Below are 12,157 nucleotides of genomic sequence, written 5' to 3'. Positions count from 1 at the left end.
GCAGACTGAATTTCATTGATGCTTCAGCCTGGAGGTAAACTGTTGGAGCGTTCGCCACGCATCCAAGGGAACGCGTAGCGCTCGAAATGGCGATGGGAGGATCAATGACGATTCGGGTGGTGATGGCCGGTGCGACCGGCTGGGTCGGCAAGGCACTGGTTCCGGCGATCGGGGCGCAAGGCGACATGGCGCTGGCCGGTGCCGTTTCACGCAGCGGCGCTGGGCAGGATTCCGGCCTGCTGGTCGGCCTACCGGCAAACGGCATCATCGTTGCCGCCTCGCTGGCCGAGGCAATGGAGGTGCCGTCGGACGTGCTGGTCGACTACACCAAACCGCATGTGGTGAAGGACCATGCGCTGCTGGCCATCGAAAACGGACGGCACGTGGTGATCGGCACCTCGGGGCTGGGTTCGACCGATTTCGCCGAAATCGATGCTGCAGCCCGCGCCAATCGTGTCGGCGTCATTGCCGCCGGCAATTTTTCGATCACCGCCACGCTGATGAAGCGGTTTGCCCTGATGGCGGCGAAATACGTGCCGGATGTCGAGGTCATCGACTATGCCAGCGCCAGTAAACCCGACGCGCCGTCCGGCACGGCGCGCGAGCTTGCCGAAGCGCTGGCCGATGTCCGCAGGGCTTCGACCGCGCGGCCGGTCTCGGAAGTCTCCGGTGTGCCGGGAACGCGCGGTGCTGCGGTTGGCACGGGCGAGGGGGTGCAGGTGCACGCGCTTCGCCTGCCTTCCTACATCCTGTCCTGCGAAGCGCTGTTCGGCCTGCCCGACGAGCGGCTGACCATCCGCCACGACGCCGGCTCGTCCGCTGCCCCTTATGTGGCCGGCACGCTGCTCGCCATCCGGCGGGTACAGGAGATCAAAGGGCTGGTGCGCGGTCTCGACGCGCTGATGGACTGATCCAAATTGGCAGGAATCGGGTGGGAAACACTGGCGCAGCGACGTAATTTCCGGTCGACGACATCGGAGATTTCACCATGACCATTCAGTTCAAGGCCTTGCCCACGGAAGGTGTCAGAGCCTTGCAGCGCGGCGGGCCGGACGCCTATGGCCTGATACCAGAGCGGAGAACATCCGACGGCGACGGCGTGCCTTGCCGCCACTGCCTGAAGAACGTCGCCGCTGGAGAAGCCTACCTTGTCCTGGCTTATCGGCCATTCCCGCAATTGCAGCCATACGCCGAGACCGGTCCGATCTTCCTGCATGCCGAGCACTGCGAGCGCGCTGCCGAAGCCGAGGCGCTTCCCGAAATTCTCGAAGGCAGCGACTACATCGTGCGCGGTTACGGCAGCGACGATCGCATCGTCTACGGCAGCGGCGGCGTCATCCTAACGGCCGCTATTGCGGCACGGGCCGAGAGTTTGTTCGAGCGCGACGACATCGCCTATGTGCATGTTCGCTCGGCACGCAACAACTGCTATCAGTGCCGGATCGAGCGCGCGTGACCGGATCGGTCGCAGCTGTCGTACGCCTGTCGCAATGTCGCGTTATGGAATGATTGTCGATCGATTTGCCGACCGCGGATGAACCGGCGGGAGATCTCGATATCAGAGGAAGCGGGGCTTTGGCTCCGCTTTTTTGCTGCCTGCATTATATTTCATTTACCCAAAGAAAAAGCCCGCCGGAATGACCGACGGGCTTTGACTGTTGTCTGGACGGCTCGAAAATTAGTTGAACTTGTACTTCGCACCAATGCGGACGGTATGGAACGAAGGCGTGGAGGTGAGAGTGTCGTCCGGCAGCCCAAGTTCCGACGAGAAATCCTCCTCGGAGAACTGCGAATAGCGGTACTCGAGGCCGACGGTCACGTTGCTGGACATGGCCGTTTCCAGACCACCACCCACCGAGAAGCCGCTGGAGTCCCAATCGAGGATATCGCCGATCGGCGAAGACGCGTTCAGATCGAAGTGCTGCCAACTGTAACCACCGAGCACGTAGGCGAGGGTTGATTCGTTGACTTTCATACCGACGCGGGCAAGCACATCGAAGCCGTAATCGGTATCCAGATTGATCGATCCGCCTGGAACTTCCAACTCGGAAGTCATGCCGGAGTAGCGGGCATCCACCATGACACCTGCGACCCAGCTGCCGAAATCATGGTCATAGCCGACGTTCAATTCGCCGAACACACCTTCGCCGCCGAGCCCGTTGAACTCGAGCCCGCCAAGCGGCGGGACCTCGATCTGATGCACCGACGCACCCGCGCCGGCGGCGCCGCCGACGTAGAAGCCGGTCCAGTTGTAGGCAGGCGCTTCAAAAGCGGCCACGCCGCCATTCTGGGCGCCAAAGCGATAGTTGGCCCCAACCTGGAACGTATGCCGCGACGTGTCGAGATTGAGGGTGCCATCCGGCGCACCGAGATCGGAAAGCAGATCATCATTGGTGCCGAAGCGGGTATAGCGATATTCTGTCTTGATGGTCCAGTTGCTGTTGATGGCCGTTTCAACCCCGGCTCCGACGAAGTAGCCGCTCTGGTCCCAATCCAGGTCAAAACCAGCGTTGGTGTCGAGTTCGTATTTCTGCCACGAATAGCCGCCGAGCACGTAGCCCAAAGTGTTCGGCGTGAAGAGGTAACCAGCCCGCAGACCAGCGTCGAAGCCGTAGGTCTCTTGGACCGAAGCCTCTAGTCCAGCTACATCGAGCGTGGTTTCAATGTTGCCGATATGGGCGTCCAAGAGTCCGCCGATCAGGAAGCGCGGCGACACCATATAGTCGTATCCAACGGTCAATTCACCGTATACGCCTTCACCACCAATGCCGTTCAACGAGAAGCCGGGAAGGAAATCGCTGCTGAGCTCGTGGACATTGGCGCCGGCGCCGACGCCAAAGCCGACATAAATGCCACTCCAGTTGAAGGCCGACGTTTCGACCACCGGCACAAGCGCGTCGGCAGCCTGAGAAGCCGATCCGAGCGCCAGTACGGAAACCGCGCCAAGAAGAAGAGATTTTGCGAATCGTTTGTTGATCATTGCCCCTGCCTTTTGAAAACCCGGCACCCGTCTAGCACCTGCCCATGCCGGCGGATGTAACAAAAAAGCCACAACGATGACACATTACAAGCATGACGGGAAAAACCGGTCAGCCTAGCGCAATTCGTGAAATTTACTTGTGGAAAAGGCCGCCGGGGCGTCGGCGGCCCTATCGGGAGAGGATCGAGCGGCAGGCTCAGGCGGCGAGAACGGCCTTCGGCTCGACCAACTCATAGCCGAGTGATTCGGCCACCGCGCGGTTGGTGATCTTGCCCTTGTGGACATTGAGGCCGTTGCGCAAATGATGATCGTCGACCAGCGCCTTCAGGCCTTTGTCGGCAAGCTGCAGGCCGTAATGCAGCGTCGCGTTGTTCAACGCCTGGGCCGAGGTGACCGGCACCGCGCCCGGCATGTTGGCGACGCAATAGTGAACGACGCCGTCGACCTCATAGGTCGGGTCGGCATGAGTTGTGGCGTGCGAGGTCTCGAAGCAACCGCCCTGGTCGATGGCGACATCGACCAGCACCGAGCCTTTCTTCATGCCCGACAGCATTTCGCGCGAAACGAGTTTTGGCGCGGCGGCACCCGGGATCAGCACGGCGCCGACGACGATGTCGGCCGAAAAACATTCCTCTTCCAGCGCCTCGACCGTCGAGTAGCGGGTGTGGACGCGGCCGCCGAAGATATCATCGAGCTGGCGCAGGCGCGGGATCGAGCGGTCGATGATGGTGACGTCGGCGCCAAGGCCGGCCGCCATCCGTGCGGCATGCAGGCCGACGACGCCGCCGCCGAGCACAGTGACCTTGCCAGGCAGCACGCCGGGCACGCCGCCGAGCAGAACGCCGCGGCCGCCATTGGCCTTCTGCAGCGCGGTGGCGCCCGCCTGGATCGACAGGCGGCCCGCGACTTCCGACATCGGCGCCAGCAGCGGCAGGCCGCCGCGGTCGTCGGTGACCGTCTCGTAGGCGATGGCCGTCACGCCCGAGGCCAGCAGGCCCTTGGTCTGCTCCGGATCGGGAGCGAGATGGAGATAGGTGTAGAGGATCTGGCCGTCACGGAGCTGGACCCATTCGTTGGGCTGCGGCTCCTTGACCTTGACGATCATGTCGGACTTGGCAAACACGTCGGCGGCCGTCTTGGCGATGGTGGCGCCGGCGGCGCGATAGGCGTTGTCGTCGGCGCCGATGCCGGCGCCGGCGCCGGTCTCGACCAGCACTTCGTGGCCATGCGCGACATATTCGCGGACCGATCCCGGCGTCAGGCCGACGCGGTATTCGTGGTTCTTGATTTCCCGGGGGCAGCCGACGCGCATCTTCTTCTCCTCCTGATCCAGCCTTTTGGGGCATGTTCGCTGTTGAGAGACAGTGAACCACGAATCGTCGCGTAGGTGTTTGCGAATACGCTTGCGCAAGACGGTGCGGTTCGATAATCGTTGCGTAAAACAGCTGGATTGTCGCAGGAATCCCGAAAAATGCCGCTAGACAGGATTGATATCGCCATCCTCGAAACGTTGCAACGGGATGGGCGGATACCCAACGCGGCGCTTGCCGAAAAGGTCGGCCTGTCGCAGTCGGCCTGCTCGCGGCGGCTCGACAATCTGGAGAAATCCGGAACCATCCGCGGCTACCACGCCCGGCTTTCCAATGCCGCTCTTGGCCACCAGATGACGGCGATCGTGCATATATCGCTGTCGGGGCAATTCGAAAAGACACTGTCGGATTTCGAGGCGGCGATAAAGCGCTGCCCGAATGTGTTGTCGTGCCACCTGATGTCGGGTGAATACGATTATATCCTGCGCATCGCGGCAAAGGACCTCGTCGACTATGAGCGCATCCACAAGGAATGGCTGTCGGCAATGCCGCATGTGACGAAGATCAATTCATCCTTCGCCTTGCGCGAGATCGTCGACCGGACGGCGGTGGGGATGAAGCCGGAACTTGCCTAGGCTTTGAAAGCCTCCGTTACCACCCGGTCCATCGGGATATCATGCGGCTGCGGGTAGATGGTGGCGATGCGCTGCAGTTCGTAGCCGACACCGATGACCAGCGGCTTGAACGGCATCGCCGCCAGCGTGCGGTCGAAGAAGCCGCCGCCATAGCCCAGCCGATACTGTCCCGGATCGATGCCGACGACAGGCGAGATGACGATGTCGGGCAGCACCGGATCGCCTTCAGCCGGGATCGGGATATTCCAGACACCTTTTTCCAGCCGATCGCCCGGAACGTAGGCGCGAAAGATAAGCGGGCGGGCTTTCTCGATAACGATCGGCAAGGCAGTGCGGCCACCACGCGCGTTGACCGATGCCATCCAGGCCCGCAAATCCGGCTCGCCGCGGAACGGCCAGTAGAGGCTGACCATGCGGCCGGCAATGTCGCCGATCATCGCGTCGAGGCTTTCGCCGATGCGCTGCGACATTGCCGTCCGCACGTCAGCCGGGACAGCGAGGCGGGCCGCAATCAGCCGCTCGCGCTCGGCCTTGCGCCATCGTTTCACGTCGTTCCAATCGGATAGGCGCGGCCGGAATTCCGGGTCGAACTCGTGCATGAAGCAAGGCGGCGAGGAATATTGCCCCGGACCGTCGTCGTCAAGATCGCTAGCCAACTTTCACTCCATCTGCTTCGATGAAATTATACGCGGCGGCAGGATGGGGGCATGTACAACAGCGACATCTCAGGGCGGGCAATCGGCAAAGTCGGATGTTGTTGCGGTGCACAAAAATAGCTACATCAGCCTTGACGAAATTGCTGTCCAGTCTGCGCTCCCGCCCACCTGCTCTCCTGGCCCAACCTGCTCCCGGAGTGAATGAGATGAACGAAACCAGCCATCATGTCGTCGTCGTCGGGGCGGGATTCGGGGGTCTCGAATTCACCCGCGCGCTTGACGGCGCGCCGGTGCGCATCACCATGATCGACAAGCGCAACCATCATCTTTTCCAGCCGCTGCTCTATCAGGTGGCGACCACGGCGCTGGCGACCTCGGAAGTCGCCTGGCCGATCCGCCATCTCCTGCGCAAGCGCAAGGATGTGACGACACTGCTGGCCACCGTCAGCGGCGTCGACCGCGCCGGCAGAAACGTGCTGCTCGATGATGGCGGCGCGGTTGGATACGACACGCTGCTGCTGGCCACCGGCGCCCGCCACGCCTATTTCGGCCATGACGAGTGGGAGCCTTTCGCACCGGGGCTGAAGACGTTGGAGGACGCCACCACCATTCGACGGCGCATCCTGCTCGCCTTCGAGCAGGCCGAGCGGGAGACCGATCCCGCCAGGCGCCAGGCGCTGCTGACACTGGCGATCGTCGGTGGCGGACCGACCGGCGTGGAACTGGCCGGCACCATTGTCGAACTGGCGCACGAGATGCTGCGCGGCGAGTTCCGCAACATCGATACGCGACAGACGCGCGTGGTGCTGATCGAGGCCGGCGACCGTATCCTTCCCAATTTCGCGCCGGAACTCTCCGACTATGCCAGCAAGGCGCTCGAGCGGCTTGGCGTGACGGTCGAACTCGGTCGGCCCGTGACACGTTGCGACGCGGAGGGTGTCGTCTTCGGTGAAACGCATCTGCCGGCCAGGACTATCCTGTGGGCAGCAGGCGTCGCCGCTTCGCCGGCCGCCGAATGGCTGGGGGCGGCAGCGGACCGCGCGGGCAGGGTGCTGGTCGAGCCTGATCTGACCGTGCCGGGCAACCCAGAGATTTTCGTCGTCGGTGACGCTGCACACGTCCTGCGGCCGGATGGCCGCATGGTGCCCGGCGTAGCACCCGCCGCCAAGCAGCAGGGCCGGCATGTCGCCGCGACGATCAAGGCCCGGCTTGCCGGCGACGCAGCCCCGCGGCCTTTCCGCTACAGGCATGACGGCGATCTGGCGACGATCGGCAAGCGCGCCGCCGCGATCGACTTCGGCTGGATCAAGCTCACCGGCCGGCTGGCCTGGTGGCTTTGGGGCCTGGCGCACATCTATTTCCTGATCGGCTTCCGTAACCGGCTTGCGGTTTCGCTGAGCTGGCTATGGATCTACCTGACAGGGCAGCGCAGCGCGCGGCTGATCACCCAAGGCGATGACGACAAGAACTGACGTCTCCGCCCGCGCACATGCATCCGCACGTCATCTGTTCCCAGATGGACTCGACCGGATTCAGGCGCGAAGCTCTGCTTCGGTCAGGACTTGGCACGCTGTTGAAGGCTGGCACGCCGTTGAACAGCAGCCGGCTCGAACCGCATCATCGACTTGATGTTCGACGGGGAACCAATTGATCCCATGCGGAAATTAGTCGTCGCCACCCTAAGCCCTGTAAACCACCTGGCGGACATCGATGTAGCTGGCGCGGAAGCCGGCTTCGCAATAATGCAGGTAAAACTCCCAGAGCTTCTTGAAGCGGTCGTCGAAACCGAGCGGGACGATCTTTTCCCATGACCCACAAAAACGGTGGCGCCATTCGGCGAGCGTGCGGGCATAGTCGTCCGGGAAAATGCGCTCGCGCAGATGAGCAAGGCCATGGTCTTTGCCAAGCGTTTTCAGGATCGACGGCGTCGGCAGCATGCCGCCCGGGAAGACGTAACGCTGGATGAAATCCGGCCGGGCGCGATAGATATCGTAGGCTTTCTCGTTGATAGTGATGATCTGCAGGCCAGCGGTGCCGCCAGGCCGCAGGCAATCCTTCATCTTGCCGAAAAACACAGGCCAGTACTTTTCGCCGACCGCCTCGAACATCTCGATCGAGGCGATGCGGTCGTAGGAACCGGTTTCGTCGCGGTAGTCCTGCAGCTTGATGTCGACCTTGTCGGCAAATCCAGCCTTCTGGACGCGTGCTCTGGCGAAATCATGCTGCTCGCGGCTGATCGTCAGCCCGGTGACGCGGCAGCCGATCTCGCGCGCCGCGAATTCGGCAAAGCCGCCCCAGCCGCAACCGATTTCAAGCACGTGGTCGTTCGCGCCGATGCCCGTGTCCTCGGCCAGCGCACGATATTTGGCGGCTTGCGCGCTTTCCAGATCGTTGGCGCCAGCCGCATAGAGCGCCGACGAATAGGTCATGCTCGGATCCAGCCATTCCTTGTAAAAGGCGTTGCCGAGATCGTAATGCGCCGAAATGTTGCGCTTCGAGCCGGTGCGGGTGTTTTGGTTGAACCAGTGGCGGACACGCTGGACGGCGTTGATCAGCCAACTGGCGCCGCCGGCGATGCGCTCTCCGATTTCTGAATTGACTACGAACAGTTCCAGGAAACTGGTCACATCGGGACTGTCCCAATCGCCGTCGATGTAGGATTCGGCGATGCCGATGGTGCCGCCGGTGAAGGCACGGCCGGGCAAGCGCCAGTTCTTAAGCACCAGTTCGGCGTCCGGACCCGGGCCCTTGCCGCCGACGAGGACGGCACGGCCGTCCGGCATCCTCACCTTGAGCGACCCACGCGGCAGGTTCATCGCCGCCGACAGCACCATGCGCGCCTTGGCCGGCAGGCCTGTGACGGTCTCGGCGAAATTGAATTCGTCCAATCTGACCGCGTCGCCCGACGCAACGCCGGTGTCTTCCTTGTGAACCATGTCACGCCCCCGGGACTTCTGCGGCGCCGGCGCAAAATCGCCGGTTTCCAACTCTCTCGCAGTTCATTCGGCAGGGCGCGAACGCCGCTTCCCGATGGATCCCCGCAGCAATCTTTCATGCGATCAAAGGGAACTTCAAGAGCCAAGGCAAGCGAACACGGATCAATCGAAAGATTTTGCGGGAGGGCGCTGATCAACGCCGGAATCACTATGGTTGCGGCCACCCGGATGCAGTAGTTTTAGCCATGCGTTATGTCATCGTCATCTGCGCCGTCACGTTCTTCCTGATCTGGGACGGGCTCTACAATCAGGGCAGCTATCTCGACACCACGGTCAGGGAGATAACGCGCATCGTGCGCTACATCACCAGCATGATGTAGGCTTCCTCGCCCCGCCCAAAGCGTTGTTGCCGCGACATCGTTGCCGGTTGACGCGCCCGTGTTGCCCACACAAAACAAGTTGCCCACACAAAACATGGCTGCACATCGATCGAGGAGGCGGGGGTTGATCCGGCATATCGTTTTCTTCAGCGCACGGCACAAAGAGGGCGTCGAGGCCGTACGCACGGGCTTGCTGGCGCTGGGCAACATCCCCCATTCCCGCCTGTTCGAGGTGACGCTCAACAGCAAGGTCGACCCGCTTTCGGACGAGATCGACGTGGTCGTCTATGCCGAGTTCGAGGATGACGCCGCTCTGGCCGCGTACAAGGCGCATCCGCTCTATGCCGAGACGACCAGCCAGGTCAAACCGCTGCGCGAATTGCGCTATTCGGCGGACATTGTGGCTTGCGACTTGAAGGGAAACTGACCGAAACAGGAGCGCACCCGTCTGCGGCCGTTGGTTCGGTCGGATCAGCGCCGGCCGCTTTCGCGCGTCGCCAAGGCAGCGTGGCCAAGAACAGCCATTGCGACGACCGCTGCCGCTATGAAATCCCTGCGCGTCAGGCGAGGGCCCTTGAACCAACTTCCGGAATGATGCACACCGCGCCGGCATGATCGAGACGATGCCAGCACGCCCTCATTCGCCCGGCGCTTATCCGCCCGGCGCTTACCCGCTTGACCATCTTGTGCTGCCGACCGCCAGCCTCGACGTTGCGCGGGCGCGGCTGGTTTCGCTTGGCTTTGTCGTGGCGCCGACCGGCATCCATCCTTTCGGCACGGAAAACTGCTGCGTCTTCCTCGAAGACGGCACCTATCTCGAGCCGCTGGCCGTAGGCAATGCACAAGCGGCGGCGAAAGCGGTCGCCGACGGCAACGCCTTCGTCGCGCGCGATCGCGCCTATCGCGACAGCTGCGGCAATGAGGGATTTTCCGCCCTTGTCCTGGGCACCCAGAATGCCGACGCCGACCACGCACGCTATGTCGAAGCCGGCCTGTCGGCTGGAGACATGCTGAGCTTTTCGCGCGCCTTCACCGACGCGGCGGGAAACAGCGACACGGCATCGTTCAAACTGGCCTTCGCCTCCGGCACCGGGGCGACGGACGCATTCCTGTTTGCCTGCGAGCGGATCAATGCGCCGAAAGTGGACCGCAGCGCGTTGCAGGTCCACGCCAATGGCGCAACCGGCATTGTCGAGGTCGTGGCGGTCAGCACCGAGCCATCCGAACAGCGCCGATTGATTTCGATCGCGACGCACAGTCCGGCGACCGGGCAGGGGAGTAGCACTGCGTTTGACCTGCCGAACGCGACCTTGACCGTGCTTGACCCCGTGGCTTTCGAAACGCGCTTCGGCATACCTGCCGGCGCGCCATCGGAACTCCGCTTCGCGGCGATCGTCTTTTCAGTTCGTTTCGCCGACACGGTCGCCAAGCTGCTTGCAGCAAGTTCCGTCGACCATGACATACGCGGCGATGATATTGTCGTGCGGCCGGCATCCGGGCAGGGTGCGGCCTTCGTTTTCCAGGAGAAAGCATGAGCAAGCCCAATCCGTCCGTAACAGTCGGCAATGTCGTCTTCGGCAACAGCGCGCCGCTGTCGCTGATTGCCGGCCCGTGCCAGCTTGAATCGCGCCAGCACGCCTTCGACATGGCTGGCGCGCTGAAGGAACTGACCGAGAAGCTCGGGCTAGGCCTCGTCTACAAGACCAGTTACGACAAGGCCAACCGCACCTCGCTTGGCGGCACGCGCGGCGCCGGGCTTGATGCGGCGCTGCCCGTCTTCGACGATTTGCGCCAGGCGTTTTCGCTGCCGATCCTGACCGATATCCACACCGAGGAACAGTGCGCGCTCGTGGCGCCGCATGTCGATATCCTGCAGATTCCGGCTTTCCTCAGCCGCCAGACCGATCTGCTGATCGCGGCGGCAAGAACCGGCAAGGTCGTCAATGTCAAGAAGGGCCAGTTCCTCGCACCGTGGGACATGAAGAACGTCGTCGCCAAGCTCACCGGTTCCGGCAACGCCAATGTGCTGGTCACCGAGCGCGGCGCGTCCTTCGGCTACAACACGCTGGTGTCCGATATGCGCGCCCTGCCGATCATGGCCGAGATCGGCGCGCCGGTGATTTTCGACGCCACGCATTCGGTGCAGCAGCCGGGCGGGCAGGGCGGCTCGTCAGGCGGCGATCGGCGCTTCGTCGAAACGCTCGCGCGCGCCGCGGTTGCGGTCGGTGTCGCCGGCGTCTTCATCGAGACGCATCAGGATCCCGACAACGCCCCCTCCGACGGTCCCAACATGGTGCCGCTGAAGGACCTTCGGGCGCTGCTTGAAAGGCTGATGGCATTCGATCGCGTCGCCAAGGGCTGAGCAAGTTCAGCGGTCCAGCCCTAAGTCCGACCCGAAACTTGTGATCAACAGGCGCCGGTTGTACGCTGCCCAGGCAACCGAGTGCCTTGGAGGAGGAAGCCATGTCCGTCGCCCGCGTCACCGAAATCACATCATCGTCGAATAAGAGCTTTCAGGACGCCATCGAACAGGGGATTGCCCGCGCCGCAAAGACATTGAAGAACGTCGAAGGCGCCTGGATCCAGGACCAGAAGGTCGTCGTCGAGAACGGCACGATCTCCGCCTACCGCGTCAACATGAAGGTCACCTTCATCCTCGCTGAGTGATCAGCCCTGCACGTATGCCGCGTCCAAAAAAGTCTGGAACCTTCGCAGCCCTCTCCTCATTGTCGAACTTGAAGTGAACGACAAGAGGAGCACATCATGACAACCCAGACAGGACACACTGAAGCCATCGCCGCCTCGCGGGTGATCGGCACTTCCGTCTACAACACGGAAGGCACGCACATCGGCGACATCGAGGATGTCATGCTCGACAAATTGTCGAATGGAATCATGTTTGCCGTGATCGGCTTTGGCGGATTTCTCGGCATCGGCGAGAAATACCACGCCATTCCGTGGGCGAGCCTCGACTATGACGAGAACAAGGGCGGCTATGTCGTGCCGTTCACCAAGGAGCAACTGAAGGCTGCTCCCGCCTATTCGATCAACGAATTGACGGGCGCCGATGGCGAGGCCGCGCGTGATGCTTCATACAGTTACTACAAGGTCGAGCCTTATTGGCATTGATCTTGCACTGCCGGAATCAAAAAGGCCCCCGGTTGAACCGGGGGCCTTTTCTCTGGGATATCTACTCCGCTGCAAGGGTCGACAACTCTACCGCGCCCTGTTGAGGCTGCTGAGTGTCACACGACGTCAAA

14 protein-coding genes are annotated in these 12,157 nt (G+C 62.3%); 10 read left to right on the top strand and 4 right to left on the bottom strand.

Features of this window, described 5'->3' with window-relative positions; translation table 11 throughout:
- Positions 1 to 104: 104 nt before the first annotated feature.
- Both dapB and AC0L15_RS19120 read left to right on the top strand, forming a co-directional pair.
- Positions 105 to 911 (top strand): 4-hydroxy-tetrahydrodipicolinate reductase, encoded by an 807-nt coding sequence (gene dapB / locus AC0L15_RS19125; protein ID WP_287248009.1) that lies wholly within the window; start codon positions 105 to 107, stop codon positions 909 to 911.
- Positions 912 to 988: 77 nt separating this feature from the next.
- A complete protein-coding gene (locus AC0L15_RS19120; RefSeq protein WP_287248007.1) occupies positions 989 to 1,456 on the top strand; it encodes a DUF1203 domain-containing protein in 468 nt (155 codons plus the stop codon).
- Positions 1,457 to 1,678: 222 nt separating this feature from the next.
- Here the strand turns inward: AC0L15_RS19120 and AC0L15_RS19115 are convergent, their stop codons facing one another.
- Positions 1,679 to 2,980, bottom strand: coding sequence for an outer membrane protein (locus tag AC0L15_RS19115; protein ID WP_287248006.1), 1,302 nt, complete (start codon positions 2,978 to 2,980; stop codon positions 1,679 to 1,681).
- 196 nt (positions 2,981 to 3,176) lie between these two features.
- A complete protein-coding gene (gene ald, locus AC0L15_RS19110; RefSeq protein WP_091591151.1) occupies positions 3,177 to 4,292 on the bottom strand; it encodes an alanine dehydrogenase in 1,116 nt (371 codons plus the stop codon).
- Positions 4,293 to 4,451: 159 nt separating this feature from the next.
- Here ald and AC0L15_RS19105 point away from each other — a divergent pair, with 159 nt between their 5' ends.
- The gene (locus tag AC0L15_RS19105) at positions 4,452 to 4,925 is read left to right on the top strand and encodes an Lrp/AsnC family transcriptional regulator (RefSeq protein ID WP_023799250.1); all 474 of its coding nucleotides are present in this window, start codon (positions 4,452 to 4,454) and stop codon (positions 4,923 to 4,925) included.
- On the opposite strand, the gene AC0L15_RS19100 is transcribed toward AC0L15_RS19105, so the two are convergent.
- Complete coding sequence (locus tag AC0L15_RS19100; RefSeq protein WP_287066670.1) at positions 4,922 to 5,581, bottom strand: 5-formyltetrahydrofolate cyclo-ligase; 660 nt, start codon at positions 5,579 to 5,581, stop codon at positions 4,922 to 4,924. The genes AC0L15_RS19105 and AC0L15_RS19100 overlap by 4 nt on opposite strands.
- Before the next feature lie 206 nt (positions 5,582 to 5,787).
- Here AC0L15_RS19100 and AC0L15_RS19095 point away from each other — a divergent pair, with 206 nt between their 5' ends.
- On the top strand, positions 5,788 to 7,053 hold the full coding sequence (locus tag AC0L15_RS19095; protein WP_287066669.1) for an NAD(P)/FAD-dependent oxidoreductase: 1,266 nt from the start codon (positions 5,788 to 5,790) through the stop codon (positions 7,051 to 7,053).
- A 207-nt stretch (positions 7,054 to 7,260) separates the two neighbouring features.
- Here the strand turns inward: AC0L15_RS19095 and AC0L15_RS19090 are convergent, their stop codons facing one another.
- Entirely contained in the window at positions 7,261 to 8,517 is a 1,257-nt protein-coding gene (locus tag AC0L15_RS19090; RefSeq protein WP_287248005.1) for an SAM-dependent methyltransferase, read from the bottom strand.
- 245 nt (positions 8,518 to 8,762) lie between these two features.
- On the opposite strand from AC0L15_RS19090, the gene AC0L15_RS19085 reads away from it, so the two are divergent.
- From AC0L15_RS19085 to AC0L15_RS19060, 6 genes are all read left to right on the top strand, one after another.
- Complete coding sequence (locus AC0L15_RS19085) at positions 8,763 to 8,897, top strand: hypothetical protein (protein ID WP_274609392.1); 135 nt, start codon at positions 8,763 to 8,765, stop codon at positions 8,895 to 8,897.
- A 124-nt stretch (positions 8,898 to 9,021) separates the two neighbouring features.
- Positions 9,022 to 9,324, top strand: a complete 303-nt coding sequence (locus tag AC0L15_RS19080) for a Dabb family protein (protein WP_473496766.1) — start codon at positions 9,022 to 9,024, stop codon at positions 9,322 to 9,324.
- 196 nt (positions 9,325 to 9,520) lie between these two features.
- Positions 9,521 to 10,432 (top strand): VOC family protein, encoded by a 912-nt coding sequence (locus AC0L15_RS19075; RefSeq protein ID WP_473496764.1) that lies wholly within the window; start codon positions 9,521 to 9,523, stop codon positions 10,430 to 10,432.
- Positions 10,429 to 11,259: a 3-deoxy-8-phosphooctulonate synthase gene (kdsA, locus tag AC0L15_RS19070; RefSeq protein WP_287248000.1), complete on the top strand. Its 831-nt coding sequence runs from the start codon at positions 10,429 to 10,431 to the stop codon at positions 11,257 to 11,259. Before AC0L15_RS19075 ends, kdsA begins: the two co-directional genes overlap by 4 nt.
- Before the next feature lie 101 nt (positions 11,260 to 11,360).
- On the top strand, positions 11,361 to 11,564 hold the full coding sequence (locus AC0L15_RS19065; protein WP_023799242.1) for a dodecin family protein: 204 nt from the start codon (positions 11,361 to 11,363) through the stop codon (positions 11,562 to 11,564).
- A 96-nt stretch (positions 11,565 to 11,660) separates the two neighbouring features.
- Complete coding sequence (locus tag AC0L15_RS19060) at positions 11,661 to 12,026, top strand: PRC-barrel domain-containing protein (RefSeq protein ID WP_095494874.1); 366 nt, start codon at positions 11,661 to 11,663, stop codon at positions 12,024 to 12,026.
- The last annotated feature ends 131 nt before the right edge of the window (positions 12,027 to 12,157 follow it).

Source organism: Mesorhizobium sp. WSM4846, assembly GCF_055811415.1.
This window is presented reverse-complemented; position numbering and strand designations above follow the sequence as displayed.